This is a genomic window from Pseudomonas marginalis (assembly GCF_900105325.1).
GTDB lineage: Bacteria > Pseudomonadota > Gammaproteobacteria > Pseudomonadales > Pseudomonadaceae > Aquipseudomonas > Aquipseudomonas marginalis.
The window spans coordinates 858,231-875,445 of sequence record NZ_FNSU01000003.1 but is presented as its reverse complement, the minus strand read 5'-3'; the positions used below and the strand labels follow the sequence as shown (position 1 = coordinate 875,445).

General features: G+C 57.4%; 16 protein-coding genes. 5 read left to right on the top strand and 11 right to left on the bottom strand.

The features are described from left to right. Positions 1-35: 35 nt before the first annotated feature. Together BLW22_RS13115 and BLW22_RS13110 are read right to left on the bottom strand one after the other, a co-directional pair. Complete coding sequence (locus BLW22_RS13115; RefSeq protein WP_074846688.1) at positions 36-1,829, bottom strand: thiamine pyrophosphate-requiring protein; 1,794 nt, start codon at positions 1,827-1,829, stop codon at positions 36-38. Between the two features lie 17 nt (positions 1,830-1,846). Beyond that, positions 1,847-2,704 carry an SDR family oxidoreductase gene (locus tag BLW22_RS13110; protein WP_065946800.1) on the bottom strand — a complete coding sequence of 286 codons (858 nt, stop codon included), beginning with the start codon at positions 2,702-2,704 and terminating at the stop codon, positions 1,847-1,849. A 306-nt stretch (positions 2,705-3,010) separates the two neighbouring features. Here BLW22_RS13110 and BLW22_RS13105 point away from each other — a divergent pair, with 306 nt between their 5' ends. After that, complete coding sequence (locus tag BLW22_RS13105; protein ID WP_074846686.1) at positions 3,011-7,156, top strand: CheR family methyltransferase; 4,146 nt, start codon at positions 3,011-3,013, stop codon at positions 7,154-7,156. Between the two features lie 7 nt (positions 7,157-7,163). On the opposite strand, the gene BLW22_RS13100 is transcribed toward BLW22_RS13105, so the two are convergent. The 3 genes from BLW22_RS13100 to BLW22_RS13090 are packed head-to-tail and all read right to left on the bottom strand — an operon-like array spanning position 7,164 to position 8,365. Further along, positions 7,164-7,607, bottom strand: a complete 444-nt coding sequence (locus BLW22_RS13100) for a DUF421 domain-containing protein (protein WP_065946802.1) — start codon at positions 7,605-7,607, stop codon at positions 7,164-7,166. An 8-nt stretch (positions 7,608-7,615) separates the two neighbouring features. Continuing rightward, on the bottom strand, positions 7,616-8,131 hold the full coding sequence (locus tag BLW22_RS13095) for a hypothetical protein (protein ID WP_065946803.1): 516 nt from the start codon (positions 8,129-8,131) through the stop codon (positions 7,616-7,618). 12 nt (positions 8,132-8,143) lie between these two features. Further along, positions 8,144-8,365 carry a PLDc N-terminal domain-containing protein gene (locus BLW22_RS13090; protein WP_065946804.1) on the bottom strand — a complete coding sequence of 74 codons (222 nt, stop codon included), beginning with the start codon at positions 8,363-8,365 and terminating at the stop codon, positions 8,144-8,146. Between the two features lie 220 nt (positions 8,366-8,585). Here BLW22_RS13090 and BLW22_RS13085 point away from each other — a divergent pair, with 220 nt between their 5' ends. Together BLW22_RS13085 and BLW22_RS13080 are read left to right on the top strand one after the other, a co-directional pair. After that, positions 8,586-8,885 (top strand): hypothetical protein, encoded by a 300-nt coding sequence (locus tag BLW22_RS13085; RefSeq protein ID WP_065946805.1) that lies wholly within the window; start codon positions 8,586-8,588, stop codon positions 8,883-8,885. Then, positions 8,885-9,169, top strand: coding sequence for a hypothetical protein (locus BLW22_RS13080; protein WP_065946806.1), 285 nt, complete (start codon positions 8,885-8,887; stop codon positions 9,167-9,169). Before BLW22_RS13085 ends, BLW22_RS13080 begins: the two co-directional genes overlap by 1 nt. An 890-nt stretch (positions 9,170-10,059) precedes the next feature. On the opposite strand, the gene BLW22_RS13075 is transcribed toward BLW22_RS13080, so the two are convergent. Further along, the gene (locus BLW22_RS13075) at positions 10,060-10,617 is read right to left on the bottom strand and encodes a dihydrodipicolinate synthase family protein (RefSeq protein ID WP_235865586.1); all 558 of its coding nucleotides are present in this window, start codon (positions 10,615-10,617) and stop codon (positions 10,060-10,062) included. Positions 10,618-10,646: 29 nt separating this feature from the next. Continuing rightward, positions 10,647-11,342 (bottom strand): B3/B4 domain-containing protein, encoded by a 696-nt coding sequence (locus tag BLW22_RS13070; RefSeq protein ID WP_065946807.1) that lies wholly within the window; start codon positions 11,340-11,342, stop codon positions 10,647-10,649. Between the two features lie 160 nt (positions 11,343-11,502). On the opposite strand from BLW22_RS13070, the gene BLW22_RS13065 reads away from it, so the two are divergent. Both BLW22_RS13065 and BLW22_RS13060 read left to right on the top strand, forming a co-directional pair. Then, on the top strand, positions 11,503-12,105 hold the full coding sequence (locus BLW22_RS13065) for a helix-turn-helix domain-containing protein (RefSeq protein WP_065946808.1): 603 nt from the start codon (positions 11,503-11,505) through the stop codon (positions 12,103-12,105). Between the two features lie 308 nt (positions 12,106-12,413). Continuing rightward, a complete protein-coding gene (locus BLW22_RS13060; protein ID WP_235865585.1) occupies positions 12,414-12,635 on the top strand; it encodes a hypothetical protein in 222 nt (73 codons plus the stop codon). 270 nt (positions 12,636-12,905) lie between these two features. On the opposite strand, the gene BLW22_RS13055 is transcribed toward BLW22_RS13060, so the two are convergent. The 4 genes from BLW22_RS13055 to BLW22_RS13040 form a co-directional block, all read right to left on the bottom strand. Beyond that, entirely contained in the window at positions 12,906-13,688 is a 783-nt protein-coding gene (locus tag BLW22_RS13055) for a hypothetical protein (protein ID WP_074846684.1), read from the bottom strand. An 80-nt stretch (positions 13,689-13,768) separates the two neighbouring features. Beyond that, complete coding sequence (locus tag BLW22_RS13050) at positions 13,769-14,068, bottom strand: hypothetical protein (RefSeq protein ID WP_065927670.1); 300 nt, start codon at positions 14,066-14,068, stop codon at positions 13,769-13,771. 124 nt (positions 14,069-14,192) lie between these two features. After that, entirely contained in the window at positions 14,193-15,845 is a 1,653-nt protein-coding gene (locus BLW22_RS13045; RefSeq protein WP_074846682.1) for a N,N-dimethylformamidase beta subunit family domain-containing protein, read from the bottom strand. Further along, a complete protein-coding gene (locus BLW22_RS13040) occupies positions 15,842-17,191 on the bottom strand; it encodes an MFS transporter (protein ID WP_065927671.1) in 1,350 nt (449 codons plus the stop codon). The genes BLW22_RS13045 and BLW22_RS13040 overlap by 4 nt, the downstream gene beginning before the upstream one ends. Between the last annotated feature and the right edge of the window lie 24 nt (positions 17,192-17,215).

Genomic DNA, 17,215 nt, shown 5'->3' with positions numbered 1-17,215 from the left:
TTAACGCTTTGGCTGCGCGGGTGCGCAGGCGTTCGTTATTTTTTTGCGCCTCCTGGCAGAACGCTGGTCAGCACTTGCTTGGCGGTTTGCACAATCACCCCGGCTTCATCCGGGTCGCCTTTGAGCAACGTGGTGGCGAACTTCCTGGCCTGTTCCAGTTTGATATGCGGGGGAAGTGGCGCCACGTCGGGGTCGGTCTTGAACTCGATCAGCACCGGTACATCCGAGGCCAACGCCTGTTCCCAGGCCGCAGCCACATCCTCCTCGCGCTCGACGAAAATCCCCTTCAGCCCCAGCGAAATCGCAAACAGGTGATACGGCACATCAGGAATGGTTTGTGAAGCCTCAAACTTGGGGTCGCCTTCCATCACGCGCTGCTCCCAAGTGACCTGGTTCAGGTCTTCATTGTTGAACACCGCACAGATCCATTTAGGGCTCTGCCACTGCCGCCAGTATTTGGCCACGGTGATCAGTTCGGCCATGTTGTTCATCTGCATCGCGCCGTCGCCCACCAGCGCGATCACGGTGTTCTGCGGGTGCGCAAACTTGGCGGCGATAGCATACGGCACGGCAGCCCCCATGGACGCCAAGCCACCGGACAGAGAACATTGCATGCCACGGCGGATCTTCAAGTCGCGGGCATACCAGTTGGCACAGGAGCCGGAATCGCTGGTGATGATTGCGTGGTCGGGCAAGCGTGGAGACAGCTCGTACACCACGCGTTGCGGGTTGATCGGTTTGGCTTTTGCCAGGGCGCGTTTCTCCAGGGTTTTCTCCCAGCCAGCACGCCACCCCTCGACCTTTTTGCGCCATTTACGCTGAGTCTTGTGGGTGAGCAACGGCAACAACGCAGCCAGGGTCTCGGCGGCATCGCCCACCAGATTCACCTCCATGGGATAACGCAGGCTTAACATGTCGGGTTGCAGGTCAATCTGCACCCCACGGGCCTGGCCTTCCTTGGGCAGGAACTCTGAGTAAGGAAAACCCGAGCCGATCATCAGCAAGGTGTCGCATTCGGTCATCAGCCTGTAGCTGGGCTCGGTGCCCAACAGGCCGATGCTGCCGGTAACCCAGGGCAAATCGTCAGGGACTGCAGCCTTGCCGAGTAGCGCCTTGGCCACCCCGGCGCCAAGCGCTTCGGCGACGGCGATGACTTCATCGGTGGCCGCCAGCGCCCCTGCGCCGACGAGAATCGCAACTTTCTCACCGGCATTCAGCACGTCTGCGGCGCGCTGTAGATCCGCCTCATACGGCACCACTCGCGGTTTTGAATAACCTACCCCCGAGTGCACTGTGCCGTGGGCCCTGGCGGGCGGTTCGTAGGTCGCCTCCTGCAAATCGTTGGGCAGGATGATCGCCGTCACTCGGCGTTCACCGACTGCCGTACGTACGGCCCGTTCCACCAAGTGACGCACCTGGGATGGCACCGTAGCCTGCTGCACGAATGCCCCTGCCACATCCTTGAACATCGACACCAGATCCAGCTCCTGCTGGTAATGCCCCCCAAGCGCCGCCCGTGCCTGCTGCCCGACAATCGCCAGCACCGGCATATGGTCCATTCGCGCGTCATAGAGCCCGGTGATCAGGTGCGAGGCTCCTGGCCCTGAAGTCGCGATACAAACGCCCAGCTCTCCCGTGAATTTGGAGTGGGCCGACGCCATGAACGCGGCCATTTCCTCATGACGGGCCTGAATGAATTCGATCTTGCCCTGCGCCCGGCTTAACGCGCCGAATACACCATTGATACCGTCACCCGGGTAACCAAACATTCGGGTAACGCCCCATTGGCTGAGTCGCTCAACCAGAAAGTCGCCTACTGTCGTCGTCATCGAATGCCTCGCTTCATTCAAAGAATGGGTTTGCCACCTGTTACGCCGTAGCGTTCACCGGAGATATAACTGCCCTCATCCGACGCCAACAGCACATAGATGGGCGAGACTTCGACTGGCTGGCCGGGGCGCCCCAGCGGTGTATTGCCACCAAAGTTCTTGACGGAGTCCTCGGTCATCGTCGACACGATCAATGGCGTCCAGATTGGCCCGGGCGCCACACTGTTAACGCGAATACCGCGTTTGCCGAGCATCTGCGCCAGGCCTGCAGTGAAGTTGGCGATCGCGCCTTTGCTCGCCGCATAGGGCAACAGCGTGGGGTTGGGCGCATCGGAATTGACCGAGCTGGTGTTGATGATCGAACTGCCCTCGGCCATGTGCGGCAGCGCGGCCTTGCAGATGCGAAACATCGCGGTGACGTTAACGTTAAAGGTCTTAAGCCAATCCTCGTCGGGAATGTCTTCCAGGCTTTCGTAGGTCATCTGGAACGCCGCGTTATTGACCAGTACATCAATGCGTCCGAACTTCTCCACGGTGTCACTGACCGTCGCCGTACACTGATCCGCGTTGCCCAGGTCACCGGGTAGCAACAGGCATTGACGACCCGCCGCCTCGACCCACCGCGCGGTTTCCTTGGCGTCTTCATGCTCATCCAGATAGGAGACCGCCACGTCCGCGCCTTCGCGTGCAAAGGCGATGGCCACCGCACGGCCAATGCCGCTGTCGGCCCCGGTGATCAAGGCTATTTTGTTGGCGAGGCGGCCCGAGCCTTTATAGGTCTGCTCACCGCAATCAGGCATCGGATCCATCTTGCGCTGTTGACCGGGTACGGGCTGCTGTTGCGCCTTGAATGGTGGTTTTGGATAACTGTTCATCGGTCTCCCTCCTGGCTGTGATTACTTTTGCGAGGGTTGGCCGGGAGGGTAAGTTCAGATGGATTTTAATAAAATCAGATAACCGTTCAGGCGCAGCCATGCCATTTGTCAGTCTGAATAAACCTTCTGAAGGTTGCGCGCCTCAACCGGGAGGTAAAGGTTTGTAGGGTCAGCGACATTCGAGATTCGAGGCATTCTTCTGCACGCAGGTTTTCAGCTATATTTCACTTCCTGTTCAGCCCTCGCCCTCGCTTAAGATTTTCCCTCCACGCTCTTCGCGTGCGCAGTTAACCAAGGTTGGTATTTATGAAGTCTGCCCCCCCGCGGTCCCCTAACGTTCCGCAACGCAAGGATCTGATTCCCAGCAACCTGGACTTTCCGGTGGTGGGTATTGGCGCGTCTGCGGGCGGGCTGCAAGCAGTCAAGGCGTTTTTTGAGCACATGCCCAAAGACTGCGGCATGGCGTTCGTGGTGATTCTGCACCTGTCCCCCGATCATCAGAGTGTGGCGGACAAGATCATCCAGGAATCGACCCGTATGCCGGTGTCACAGGTGAGTGGCACGACACCCATCGAAAAGAATCAGGTGTATGTCATCTCGCCAGCACACCTTTTGAACATGAACGATGGCTATCTAACAGTATCGCCAACGGTTCGCGAAGGTGGTTCGCATATCGCTATCGACCTGTTTTTTCGCGATCTGGCCGACACGCATAAAGAGCGGGCGTTTTGCCTGATCCTGTCGGGGACCGGATCAGACGGCGCGGTCGGCCTGTCTCGAATCAAGGAGCAGGGCGGGATCACTCTGGTACAAAGCCCGGAGGATGCAGAGTTCGATGGCATGCCGTTGGCTGCCATCGAAACGCAAATGGCCGATCTAGTGCTTCCGGTGGTGGAAATGCCGCAGAAATTGCTGGAGCTGTGGTGTAATGCTCAATCGATCATCCTGCCCACCGCTGGCGATCCCGAAATCAATACCACCCCGCCCGCAACCGAACGCGATGCCGCCGTTGCGGAGCAGTTATTGCTGGACATCCTGATTCAGCTACGAGCCAGTACTGGGCACGACTTCAAACACTACAAGCGCGCCACAGTGTTGCGCCGTATCGAGCGCCGCTTGCAAGTGACCGCCCAGCCGGACCTGGCGGCCTATTACAACTTCCTCCAGGGACACCCAGACGAAACCAAGGCGTTGCTCGGCGACATGCTGATCGGCGTGACCAACTTCTTCCGCGACCGCGAAGCCTTTGAAGCGATTGAACGTGACGTGATACCCAACCTGGTGAAGTCACTGGAAGACAGCGTGCCGCACCGTGAGGAGGTGCGCATCTGGTCGGCCGGCTGCTCCACCGGCGAAGAAGCCTACAGCCTCGCGATGCTGGTGGCCGAGCAACTGGCGCTGGATGCCGGCGGTGCCAAGATGCAGGTGTTTGCCACTGATATTGACGAGCGTGCAATCACCCACGGCCGCAACGGCGTATACCCCGAGGCGATCATCACCGACGTACCGCCACCGCGGCTGCGCCAGTACTTCGCCAAAGAGAAAAACCAGCACTACCGGGTACGCAAGGAAATTCGCGAGAAGGTCTTGTTCGCCAAACACAGCCTGCTGGCTGATCCGCCGTTCTCCCAGATCGACCTGATCGTGTGCCGCAACCTGTTGATCTACCTGGACCGCGAAGTGCAACGCGACATCCTGCAGATGTTCCACTTTGCGCTGCGCCCCGGTGGCTATCTGTTCCTCGGTTCCTCGGAATCGGCCGACGGTTGCCTGGACCTGTTTGTACCGGTGGACAAACGAAACCGCATTTTTCGGGTGCGTGCCGGCTCCTCCGCTATGCGCCGCGCCCCAACCATGCCGCGAGGCGGCTACCTGCGCCCAAGCACCGCGTCGATTGCGACTGAAATCAAGGCGCCCAGCAAAGTTTCGTTCGCGGATATCCACCTGCGAGCCTTGGAAAAAGCCGCGCCACCCAGCGTAATCGTCGATATCCACGCCGACATCCTGCACATGAGCGAAGGTGCCGGGCGGTTCTTGCGCTATGTCGCCGGGGAAGTTACCCACAATCTGTTGGCCCTGGTTCATCCCGACCTGCGCCTCGACATCCGCACCACACTCTTCCAGGTCCAGCAATCGAATATGCCTGTGACCTCCCGCAAAGTCCGCGTCCAGCGCGAGCAGGGCTCCTTCATGGTGGACATTACCGCCTGCCCTTATCGCGATGACGCGACCGAAAGCGACTATGTGCTGGTGATCTTCCAAGAAAGCGAAATCGATCCACAACAGGCAGATACCACGATTGTCAGCCACGCAGAGAACGCCATCCTGCGCAACCTTGAGCGGGAGCTGCAACGCACCAAGCTGCACTTACAGGACACCATCGAACAGTCGGAAGTCTCAAGCGAGGAGCTAAAGGCCTCGAACGAAGAAATGCAGGCGGTCAATGAAGAGTTGCGTTCGGCCACCGAAGAACTGGAAACCAGCAAGGAAGAACTGCAGTCGATCAATGAAGAGCTGTTGACCGTCAACTATGAACTCAAAACCAAGGTAGAAGAGACCGACAAGGTCAATGACTACCTGACCAACCTGATCGCCTCCACCGATATCGCCACCGTATTCGTCGACCGCAATATGCGCATCCGGTGGTTCACGCCACGTGCCACCGATATCTTCAGCATGCTCCCGGTGGACACCGGACGCTCGTTGATGGACATCACGCACCGCCTGGATTACCCGGAAATCACTGAAGACGCTGCGACTGTGTTTGAGTCGCTGAGCATCATCGAGCGGGAAATCAGCAGTAAGGACGATCGCTGGTACATCGCACGATTGTTGCCCTACCGTTCCAGCGAGGATCATATCGACGGCACGGTGCTGACCTTCATCGATATCACCAAACGACGCCAGGCAGAGGAGGAACTGCGCCTAGGGGAAGAGCGCATGCGCCTGGTGGCCGAGAGTACCCACGATTTTGCAATTATCATCCTTGATGACCACGGTGCCATCACCGATTGGAACACCGGTGCAGAGCTGATCTTCGGCTACAGTAAGGGCGAAGTGCTGGGCGCCTATTACGACTTGATTTTTTCACCGGAGGATCGCACCGCCGGCGTACCTGAGAGCGAGCTACGCGCGGCGCGCGAACATGGTCGGGGTGAAGACGAGCGCTGGCATGTGCGCAAGGATGGCAGCCGGTTCTACTGCAGCGGTGAGGTCACACAGCTCAAGAGCGACAGCTTGCAGGGCTACGTCAAAATCGCCCGCGACCTCACCGGCCACAAACGCACCCAGGATGAGCAAAGCCAGCGCCTGATGGAAACTCAGACAAAGAGCCATCTCAAGGACGAGTTCTTTGCGGTTATGTCGCACGAACTCAAGCATCCACTGAACCTGATCCAACTGAACGCGGAGTTGCTGCGTCGCTTGCCCGCCACCAAGGCCGCAGGCCCGGCGATCAAAGCCGTGAATACCATCTGCGAGGCGGTGTCCAGCCAGGCGCGGATCATTGATGACCTGCTGGATGTCGCCCGGGTTCGCACGGGCAAGCTCAAGCTGAAAAAGCAACAAATTGATCTGATTCGCACGCTGCAGGACATTTATGGCGTGGTGCTCGCCGATGGGCATCGACGCCAGGTGACACTGCAGACGCCTTCGGATTATGGACCACTGATCGTCGACGTCGACCCGACGCGCATTGAGCAAGTGATCTGGAACCTGGTCAACAACGCCCTGAAATTCACCCCGGAGGGTGGCCGGGTGCAGTTGGTGCTCAGCCGCGCGGACGGGCGCGCCCAGTTGGACGTGATCGACAGTGGCATCGGCCTGGCCGACGACAGCATGGAGAAGATCTTCGACCTGTTCGGGCAGGCGGAAAACCAGCACCAGACGCATCAACGCGAGGGCCTCGGAATAGGCTTGTCCCTGGTACGTCAGTTAGTTGAGGCTCACGAAGGCTCGGTCAGTGTCCATTCCAGAGGGCTGGGATTTGGCTGCACCTTCTCGATATGGCTGCCATTGTGCGAACAACAGAATCATCTGCCACCTGCTGACGGTGCGCGGGGCGACGATGAACGCCTTCATGGCGTCAAGGTATTGCTGGTGGATGACTCTGCCGAAGTGCTCGAAGTGCTGAATTTGTTGTTGGAGATGGAAGGCGCTCAGGTTAGCGCCTTCAATGACCCACAGACTGCGCTGGAAACAGCCCGCGATGCACAGTACGACTTGATCATATCTGATATTGGCATGCCGAAAATGAACGGCCATGAGCTGATGCAGAAGTTGCGCACGATAGGCCACCTGCACCAAGTGCCCGCCATTGCCCTCACAGGTTACGGTGCCGGCAGTGACCAGAAAAAGGCGGCTGAGTCGGGCTTCAGCACCCATGTGAACAAGCCGGTCGCGCACGACTCCTTGATTGATCTCATCGAAAAACTCTGTCGCTTACGGCGTTAGGTTGGGTCTATTCAGAAGGAATGACGGAAATTTTTCCGTTGCGTTCAAGGATCGCGAATTTGATCTGATTGATCTCCACGATGCCTTGAGCGGATCGGGCGGCTTCAAGAATATCGCTTTCATCCAATCGCGCACGCTTGAGGCGCTCATGGAGCACATTGCCATGCTCGACGACTATCGTCGGGCCGCCATCAAGCAGGCGGGAAAACCAGCGTGAACGCTGTTTGACCAGTGAGAAACCAATGTCTATTGCAATCAGCGTTGCGATCACCAGCACCGCATTGGTCAGCGAAAAGTCGTCGCCCAGCAACGCCTGCTGGGTCGCCTCGCCAATGACCATCAACAGCACCAAATCGAAAGTGGTCAGCTCCGCAAGCGAACGCCGGCCAGCGATCTTGAACAGGATCATCAACACCAAGTAGATAGCCGCTGCCCGTAACACCGAATCCATGATGCCCCCTAGGGATAGATGAATTGTGAGAATCCCAATGAGGCGCCGGTTGGCAGCGAAACGCGCGTCGTAAAACTGCCCACACCGTCGCTGCGCACCGTCAGGTGCACGATCGCCTGCCCTGCGTCGTCGCTGAGCACCCACAGCCTTACGCCCTCGCCTGCGGCACTTGCCTTGAGCGGCTGCGGTTGCAGCATTTCAACTTCAAAGCCGCGCAGCAATTCGCCGCTGATTTCCACTTCCAAGGGCTCGCGGGGTTTGCCCTCTAGATGGACGATCAACTTATCGGAAGAACCATTGCGCAGGAACCGCTGGTACTCGACCCGCAGCTGCCCATCGGCACTGCGTGCCTCTGCGCTGCTCAGCGGCCCTTTGGAGAATACCCCTGCCAAGGTGAGCCCGATCAGCGCTACCAAGCCGTACCAGCCCAATCGCTCGAAGCACCAGACCTTGCGTTGCAAGACCATGTCCTCATCGACCGGGTAATTGCGGCTGTGCAGATCCCGATGAACACGCTCCTTCATACGGTCCCTTGATCAACCCTTACTGTGTTCTGGAGAGGACGGACCTTTGGTGATGCCGCGCGGACCCGCAATCGCCCAAATAGCCAACCCCACAAACGGTAATACTGCGACCAACGCCGTCCAACCCGCCTTGCTGCCCGTGCTGTTATCGCTACGCCAGACGCTATTGAGGACCCATAAGTCCAGCAACAGCAGAATGACCATCAGGCCAATCCAGAAATAGGTAACTTGCATGACGTACCTCCCGGTTACTGGTTATAAGTCGTTAGGTTTGAGGCGCGGCGATGAGGTTCAGTTTTTTTGAGATGGCGAAGCGTCGATCTAAAAAGGCGATAATTTAGGCGCAGCTGAATCGCTGAATTAATCGATATTTCAGAGAAAACCAATTTGATACAAGGGCCTCGCAAGCGTGTCACACCACCATAGAGAGACCTGCTGATGAAGGATTGAAGCCATGCAACACAATAACAGCCACACAAAAATGATGGCCTGCCGGCAGTTGGCCATGGAGCAAAATCAAAAGCTTTTCAACCAGGCCAATGCCCTTAGCAACAGCGCGTTCGACTTGCTGGAGCACCCTGATTTCGATAGCAAAATGTTTGATGAATATCTGCGCCTTCGCGGCAAAGCCGAAGCGCTTTTCCATGAAGCGATTGATCATCTCGGCGTGCTCAATAAATATTTCCCAGCGCCCACAATAAGCGCGGCGGCAAAGGACGGAAAAGTTGCCAAGCGCGAGAAGGAGGTGGCGTGATGAAAGACTCTCAGCGCGCGTGGGACCTGGCAATGGTGCTAATCGCAAATGGTAAGATCCCTTTCGATCCCGCCAATTTGGACGGTTCGGTGAAAATACTCTCGCGACATTTGGAAGCGCTGGAAACGGCACTTCATGAGAAGGCGATTCTGGCAGATAAACCGCTTGCCCGAACGATGCACCACGAACACTTGCCCATGCTCGGTGGTCGCAAACCTGCGTTGGTGAGTTCCTCCACGCCAACGAGTGACGCTCGCCATATAAAGGATGCCACACTCCCATGATCGCGTGTACCTACGACCAACCGCGCACACGCTAAATCGACATTACAAAGCTGTGCCGCTAGGAAGAGCAGATTCGAACAAACTTTGCCGGTGTGCGATGAAGAAATGCTGCAAACCGCCTGAACGGGATGATCGCAGCACAATCGACCTGGCTTAATGTGGCTCGTCTGCGCGTAGATCCCCCATTCATGCCAAGAAGGTTAAAGCAAGCACTTGAAGGAAATTGTCCGGCGCATGAACGCCTTTGATTTATCTTTCGTCCCGTCGCGTATCTCTGGAGCCGCCAATACCCAAACAGCGACTTGTTATCCAGGTATTCTCAAATCCACACTTATAAAGTGTCGTCTGATCTCGATTTTACTAGGTTTTCAAAAATAACGGTTCGTGACAGGTTCACCGCAACATCGCCGTGGCCCTCATCTTCCAAGCGAGCTATCAGTTCGGCGAGAAGCTGAAGGAATAGGCGTATGCCAGAGATGCGGCTTATGGCACCGTATCTGTGTGTGACGTGATAGCTCATGTTTACCTCACGTATTAGTGGTCTAACCGCCTTAGTCTGTTTTAACCCTTAGAATTGCTCGCTAGAAATTAGCCAAAATTTCAAATGAGCTACCACTGGCTTGAGCATCAAAGTAATCAGATCATTCTGCCATAACGCAAATATTAGAAGTAAAGTCTTTGGCCGATAGCTGGCCATTTCATCTGACTGCTTTCGACCCAGAGCTGCCGGTGGCGATAGGCAGTCATCGGACAGGAGCTGCCGTTCAACCTCGAGTTGCTAGCGGCTGCGCAGCAAACTTCCGAGGTTGACGACTACGCAACTGAGCCCTTCTTCCTTCAGCACCACCATTGCCCTTTCAAGTGAAAGTTCAGATGAACTCATTCTCTTTTCAGACAAAACCTAGAAACGGACGCGACTCAGCCACGACGATAGTCCTGGCCAGGTGCGGCGCGTCGGGGACGCCCGGAATTTTGATTGATCTGACGTTGGGTAACTCCGCGATACGCCCATGTAACTCATCGGTAAAATCGAAATGGGTGGTACCCGGATTGTCATAGACACATAGCGGGACTGAGACGTTGGCCGACACCATTTCGCACATCGAAAAAACATCGTCCTGAGTCAGTTTTTGATACGACACGGGTGGCAGCAATAAGGCTTTGACTCCCACGGCTTGCGCATCCTCGGCCAGCAGCAAAACGTCGCGTGTACGCAGCGCTCCGATGCTCACCATCACAGGCACACCCTCCGCCGCCTCTACCGCCAACTGCGCAACTCGAGAACGTTCGGCGCGAGAAAGATACGCATAACTTCCGGTGGATCCGAGAGCCCCGATGGAATCTACTTTCGCCGCCACCAGTTGCTGCACAAGACGGGTAAACGCATTTTCGTCCACCCCTCGCTCATTCATAGGTGTCAGAGGAAATGCACTAAGGCCGGTAAACATCGTCATCACTCCTTGCAGTGGCTTGTCGACTATTTGACCCCAAGACCAATCAGTGAGCTTTCGATCTGGACGCCTGGCATCATTTGCTGCAACCCTTCGATCAGCTTGTCCCCCGCTTCCGTCAAGGCTTCAAGCGGCATCGCCGGCAAGCTCTCCAAAATGAACCACATGCTCTTCGCGTCAGCACCAAGACGGGTTCTGACACCTTGCCGCCAATTCCAGCGACGGCAGGTCACGCCTTTGTCATCGCGCCAGACAACCTCGCCGGGGTCTGGATACTCGAAAGCAGGAGCGCCCTCTTTCATGGTGTCAAAAGGCTCGGTGCCATCGGCGACTACCAGCCGTGGGGAGCCCACATAGGCTTCAATGTTTTCCCCGCCAACAGGGATGGCGTACTCAATACTGATTGCGTTGTAGAGATCGACGATGGGATCCAGGCTCGGCAAGCTTCCGTCACGTAGAACCCGTTTACGCAGCGCCTCAGCTGAACAAGGCGTCCGCTGCGGCTTTGCGCCGAACTTTCGGAATGTCTCCGCCCATGCGGCCAGGTGCGCTTCTCCCCAGCTTGGCCCACCTTCCTGCACGGCCTTGCAAGCGCGATCCAGCGCAGACTGAGCAACCTCAGGATGAATCAGCGGCGCAGCTCCCACCACAATGCTCAGGGCCCTGAACTCCGGAGCCAATTCTGCAACGGCTTGATCGATCAACGGCAGTACGGACAGCATCAAAAACCTCCAGGAACCTAAATGTCATTTCATGCTAGTCAGCGACGACCAATAAAGTCAGTATAATGACCAATAACATCTAATATAACGGCTGAGCCGATTGACGCAGCTACTGATAAAGGTCGAAAATCCCAGCAACTTTTTCTAATGACCCTCATCAATGACCACGAATACCAGCCTGTCGACTACCTCTGGTGCTGACGCTCAAGCCGTCAGCCTGGCCGTCGCGCGCACGCTCAAACAGGCGCGCAAAGCAAAGAAGATCACGTTGGATGAGCTTTCCCGCCGCTCAGGGGTGAGCAAAGGAATGGTCGTCGAAATAGAGAAATGTACGGCGAACCCCAGTATCGGCATCCTTTGCAAAATCGCCGCCGCGCTTGGACTGTCTGTTGCAGACATCGTCAATGTGACCGAAGCCCCATCCGCCCATATCATCGACAGCCAAGACATCCCCACGCTCTGGACCGGTGACCTGGGAGGAACGGCGCGCCTCCTGGCGGGAACATCCGGCCCTGATATGATCGAGCTGTGGCGTTGGGAAATGCATCCAGGCGAATCTTTCGCTTCACAGGGGCATCCTCAGGGCACGCTTGAACTGTTTCATGTGGAGAAAGGCACGCTGAAATGCGTGGTAGGGGAAACAGAGTTGGTCATCCCTGCGGGGAGTTCGGCAGTGGCGAAAACCGATGTACCTCATTCCTATTCCAACGCTGGCAGATCCAAGTTGGTGTTCACCATGTCCGTGACGGAGATGCATCAGTAGATACCGGCAGACTGGCAGCCAGTGAACATATACAAGGCGGGCGAACCAGCCAATTTCAAAGGGGCTGTGCCACCGAAAGCCATCAAGCCTCACGTAGCATCACCGCCAGGGCGCGCACTCGCAATTGCGAGTTCATCGCATGCAACCGGGGGCAAAACTGGGGGCATATTTGAAATTTTTCTGCCTGAAAACATTGTTCTAGAGCCAAGTCAAAATGTTTTTTGGGGACCCCGAGAGTTTGTAAAAAAACTCTACCAGGCTCTATAAACGGATATAAAACATTATGAACCCGACAAGCACGCTGCGACGTGGTCAACCACATCGCCCCGCTCAAGGCCAAGACCGCCAACTTCGAGGCACAATTGCTCAATGAAGAGCGCACCTTCGAGTATGTCGCCAAGCAATGGCTAGCATTTAAGTCTGCCGAACGGGTGACCAAATCCATTACAGGGTCTAGTGGTGCGCTGAGTAACCTTATCTTGCCTGCTATCGGCAATAAACTGCATCGACACCTTGAACTCGACATTTAATACCTGGCGCAGCAGCCCAAAACCCCTCCGGCCTGCGACCACATACGCTTTGGGCCAAAACTCGTCGATAGGCCCCCTGCATCACGCGGCTAGGCCGGGAAACATCTGACTAGCCAGTGCCCACGCAGCTGCTCCGGATCTGTCGACGTGCGCCCTGACTGATAAATTGAATCCCACGCAAGGGAGCAAGTTGGAAATACCAGTCAACTCGCCAGGCGTGGCCATTTTGCAGCAATGCAAACTAAGGCCAAGTACGTGCCACGATCGCGGTCATTCCACATAACGCAGCCAAAGATGGGTCCGACCGGAGATCGCCTGGGCGACTGCGAGGTGGCGTGCTTGCAGGTATTCATCGCTAGTGTTGTAGAGCGCACAAATGTCTTTGGCAACCAGATTAGCCAGGGCCAGGTCAGGCGGCTCAGCACGAATGAAGCCGATGTAAGAGGCACCTACTCCCATCAGTTCATAACCATGCGCCAGTAAAAAATGATGCGCCACCGCAAAGTTCTTTGCAGGATCAAGATCTGAAGTGAAATAGCCGTTCGGAAAAGCCGCCAGTGCCTCGCACGACTGCTGAACGGGTACCAAGAGCGCTGAAAGGGGCTGATCTAGAAGAGAGACAGGGTCGTTCTGGTAAGCGATCCACTCCTGTAGGGCCTGCTCATCAAGCGTCAAGCCATGGGCGCAAGCATATTCGAAAGAGGTGAATGCAACCAGGTTCATGAAATTGCGAAAGCACATTGCAAATTCCGCTTTCGTTGTCGGATAGCCAATGTATTCACCATTCTCAAAGCATTCCGGCGGTAACGCCGCGATGTCCTGCTCCGATGCATCGTCCATTCCTGAATTGTTGCGCGCATGCCCCGAGGTGTAGCGGGCTTGGTGCAAGTCATCGAGCGAGAACAGAGGTTTAAAGCCTGGGTGCAACTCAGCAATCCTACGATGGGCTTCAGCCAGATCGTCAAAGCGGGTAATCCCGCTTACGCCGTACTCATCGCATGTACCTACAGACGGGTTCTCACGCATGCCATTACCGCGAAATTCGATATCCATAAACAGTGGTCTGCTCCGTCTTGTTACTGAAATAAGTGGGTAATCCCAAGGACCTCTCTGCCTGCCCAATACTTCTTTTACTATTGATGAGAGTCCGCCTCCTCAGCGGGATAAAACTCGCCAGCCTTCCCACTCTTTTTCAGCCGTTCGCGCACCATTATCTCAACCCGGGCCACTGCGGCTTGATCATCAGGATTGACCAACTGCACGCACAGGCGTCGGACATTCTGATCGTGGGTGCCCTCGCTCATCATCTCGTGAGTGAAGACCTGCTCGCCACGCCATAGGCACAGTTGGGCATGAGTTGCGCCGAGCCATATCTCGTTGATTGATCCAAGGTCGGTAGTATCCAATTGATCCACGGTGATGGTCTTATCCATGGCGCTATACCTTACCAAATGAGTAGGTATAGATAGACTGACAGGCATTGACGGTCGTTCCAAACATCGGCAGGTCAACGGCGCCAACGGTGGTTAAGCACGCGGCGGACCTAGCTCTCAATAGTTACGTATTGCGCAAGAAACGCTCAAGCACATTTTTTGTGATCATCACCGTGTAAATGTCCGCCTGCATGAGCCCATGCACCCATTCGCACGTGGCGGCGGTAAACACCTCGCCTCGACCTTTGTGGAAGTGCACCACCATGCCGGCCCCGCGGCTATGCAAATCGATGCTGGCGTCGCTGAGGTCGGGCGCCAGGATGGAAGCACGAAACCGTGCATCGCCATCGCCGAGCATGAATGAATAGGCATCCTCGGACCGACCATGCTCGGCATTGGTCGCCCAGCCCATGGCGAGAATTTGCAATCCGCAGGGCGCCCCGTCTGTGTAGAGCGGTTCCGGGAGGCCGTCGACGAAGGTGTATTCCAGGCCATCCACCTCATAGCCGAAGATGTTGGCTTCGTCCGCGAACATATCCGCGTAACCCAGGCCCGTCCCCAGGAACGCCCAGTGCTTGGGCCTGAAGACTGTGTAGCCGCGCGGGCTGCGCGGCGCCATGCCTCCAAAGCTGGCGTAAATCCCTCGCAGAGCATTCACCCCGAACGTCGTTGCCCCGGGGTGATTCACCCTCGGATCTTCCCATGCCCCCGTTAGCCGATGAGGCTCGGTAGCGGCCACAGGATCGAGCGCACCGGCGTCGTACTTGTAGGCCACCTGCCGCCGGCCTTCATCCTCCAGGCGAATCTGCCACATGAAATTGCCGGCGAAGCGCGCGACCTTGCCGCCCTCCTCGACAAAGGCGTCGACATGGTCGCGCATTTCCCGCGTCCAGTACTCGTCGTGCCCGATGAAGACGGCGCAGGCATAGCCCTCGAGCGCGTGGGGGTCGTGATGCAAATCGTCCTGGGTCACGATATGCACCGTATAACCTTGCTGCTCGGCCCAGAGCACAAAAGGTCTCTCGTAGGAAGCCCACCCCGCCAGCGCGTAGTACTTGGCGTAGCCGTTAAGGGAGGCCCATTCGATGAACTCATAGCGCGCCGGCCCTGGCGTGCGGGGCCGGCTCGCGTTGACGCAACGTGGCGCGTCGGCCGGCAGCCACACCTGCCCTCGCGCCCAGGGGCGCTGTGCCGACAGCAACGGTGAGCGGCCACGTGGCGTGCCGGGATGAACGCCAAAGTAATGATTGGCTCCGCCCCAGTCGTTATAAGCAGCCCACGTCGAGGTGGCCGCAACGAGCACCAAGGCATCGGCACGCTTGCGCAGCGCCTTGACGATAAACAGATGATGCCCGAGGACGCTGTCGTCGCCGTCCCGCACTTCCACTATGTAGCCACCCTGCTCGGCATCCGCCGGAATTGACCATTGCATGAAGACAGGCCATTGGCAGCCATGCTCATAGGCACGTTCGGGTATGGGGTGGAATCGAGCCTCAAGGCTGTCGGTGGTATGCAGCGTGCGGGCGATGGCGCCATCACGATAGATCCGCAGCCGCACGTGCGGGCGGTTCGACGACAGATACAGGCAAACCGAATCACCCGGGCTATAGGCGCGGCGGTCCGAATAGCACCAGGCGGCCGCCGGGCCCGACTCGCAAGGGACTTCGACCCAGGTCTCGCGTGCGGCCTGACGTGGGCCCGAAGTCTGGCTGACGGTCACGTTGGCGCCCGGGCGTTCGCCTCGCGCAGCGGCGTTTTTGAGGTCTGTGGAATTCATTGAGTCGTACTCCTTTGATCGGCTGATTCTGCAGCTCGACCAGCCAATGTATTTACGCTGACTCGAGCGCCAGGCGCCTTGATGTGCGCAAGGTCGATGCCCGCTGTTTCGTCGATAAGAAACCCTGCCAGGACGGTGACAACGCCCAACCCGATCACATAGCTGACGTACAGATAGCCAAGGTCGGCGCCGCTGAGATAGTTGTGTAGATAAGGGGCGGTGCCGCCAAAGATCGCAACTGAAACCGACGAGACCAAACCGACGCCCTGGGCCCGTGCCTGGGTCGGCACCTGCTCGGACAGCACAGCAGGGAAAATCGCCGCGATCAGCGACCAGGCGCCCAGCCCCAGCACCTGGGCCAGGAACAGCGTCCAGGGTTCAGTGGTCACCATTATCGAAAGGGGATAGGTCAGCACGATCACGCCCAGACCCCAGGCAATAACCATGGGCCGGCGCCCTACCCGATCGGACACCATCCCGCAGACCGGCAACCAGCACACACAGAGGAGCTGCGCGAGCAGACTGGCCACATAGGCACCCGTGGCGTCCATGCCCTGGGCAATCGCCGTCGAAGCGCCAAACGTGACCCACGCGTAGTAAGTGACATTGGCGGCCGCAGCAAGCATGACGATGTTGCGCGCCACCCGTAGCATCTCCCCCCTGGACAGCTTGCGCGGCGGCCGCGCTTGCCCTTGCTGCTCTACGAACACATGAGATTCCTGCGCACCACGGCGCAAAAACAGCGCGTAAATACCGAGCACTCCACCAATGGCGAAGCCGACCCGCCAGCCGTAGTCACCCATGGCCTGGGCACCCAGCAGCCAGGTCAGCGTCGCCGCCACGGCCGTTGCCGCCATCACCCCGAGCGTCACCCCCACGTAGACGGAACTTGACCATAGGCCACGGTGCTTGCTTGGGGCGATCTCGGCGACATAGGTGTAGGACACCCCTGTCTCGCCACCATGGGCGAGCCCCTGCATCAGCCGGAAAAACAGCAGCGCGCCCGACGCATACAGGCCAATGCTCTGGTAGTCAGGGATAAGCGCGATGCCCAGGCTGCTGATCGCAAGCAGCAGCATGGTGAGCACCATGATGGTCCGGCGCCCCAGTCGGTCGCTCAGCCGGCCAAACAACCAGCCGCCGACAGGGCGTGCGACAAAGCCAACCGCAAACACCGCAAGGGTCGCGAGCATCGCCGAGCGCGCATCGGTCTTGTCGAACAGGTTGCTTGCCAGGTACACCGAAAAGGTGGCGTACAGGGTCCAGTCGAACCATTCGAGCGCATTGCCGATACCGGCTGCGCGCAACGATTTGAGGCGTCCTTGGTGAGACGTCGTATTGTTCATGGGGTATCTCCTGGTGACGAACGG

Bases quoted from the DNA above. Each gene is read 5' to 3' on its own strand.
- BLW22_RS13115 (WP_074846688.1), bottom strand. From the start codon at position 1,829: ATGACGACGACAGTAGGCGACTTTCTGGTTGAGCGACTCAGCCAATGG.
- BLW22_RS13110 (WP_065946800.1), bottom strand. From the start codon at position 2,704: ATGAACAGTTATCCAAAACCACCATTCAAGGCGCAACAGCAGCCCGTA.
- BLW22_RS13105 (WP_074846686.1), top strand. From the start codon at position 3,011: ATGAAGTCTGCCCCCCCGCGGTCCCCTAACGTTCCGCAACGCAAGGAT.
- BLW22_RS13100 (WP_065946802.1), bottom strand. From the start codon at position 7,607: ATGGATTCGGTGTTACGGGCAGCGGCTATCTACTTGGTGTTGATGATC.
- BLW22_RS13095 (WP_065946803.1), bottom strand. From the start codon at position 8,131: ATGAAGGAGCGTGTTCATCGGGATCTGCACAGCCGCAATTACCCGGTC.
- BLW22_RS13090 (WP_065946804.1), bottom strand. From the start codon at position 8,365: ATGCAAGTTACCTATTTCTGGATTGGCCTGATGGTCATTCTGCTGTTG.
- BLW22_RS13085 (WP_065946805.1), top strand. From the start codon at position 8,586: ATGCAACACAATAACAGCCACACAAAAATGATGGCCTGCCGGCAGTTG.
- BLW22_RS13080 (WP_065946806.1), top strand. From the start codon at position 8,885: ATGAAAGACTCTCAGCGCGCGTGGGACCTGGCAATGGTGCTAATCGCA.
- BLW22_RS13075 (WP_235865586.1), bottom strand. From the start codon at position 10,617: ATGTTTACCGGCCTTAGTGCATTTCCTCTGACACCTATGAATGAGCGA.
- BLW22_RS13070 (WP_065946807.1), bottom strand. From the start codon at position 11,342: ATGCTGTCCGTACTGCCGTTGATCGATCAAGCCGTTGCAGAATTGGCT.
- BLW22_RS13065 (WP_065946808.1), top strand. From the start codon at position 11,503: ATGACCACGAATACCAGCCTGTCGACTACCTCTGGTGCTGACGCTCAA.
- BLW22_RS13055 (WP_074846684.1), bottom strand. From the start codon at position 13,688: ATGGATATCGAATTTCGCGGTAATGGCATGCGTGAGAACCCGTCTGTA.
- BLW22_RS13050 (WP_065927670.1), bottom strand. From the start codon at position 14,068: ATGGATAAGACCATCACCGTGGATCAATTGGATACTACCGACCTTGGA.
- BLW22_RS13045 (WP_074846682.1), bottom strand. From the start codon at position 15,845: ATGAATTCCACAGACCTCAAAAACGCCGCTGCGCGAGGCGAACGCCCG.
- BLW22_RS13040 (WP_065927671.1), bottom strand. From the start codon at position 17,191: ATGAACAATACGACGTCTCACCAAGGACGCCTCAAATCGTTGCGCGCA.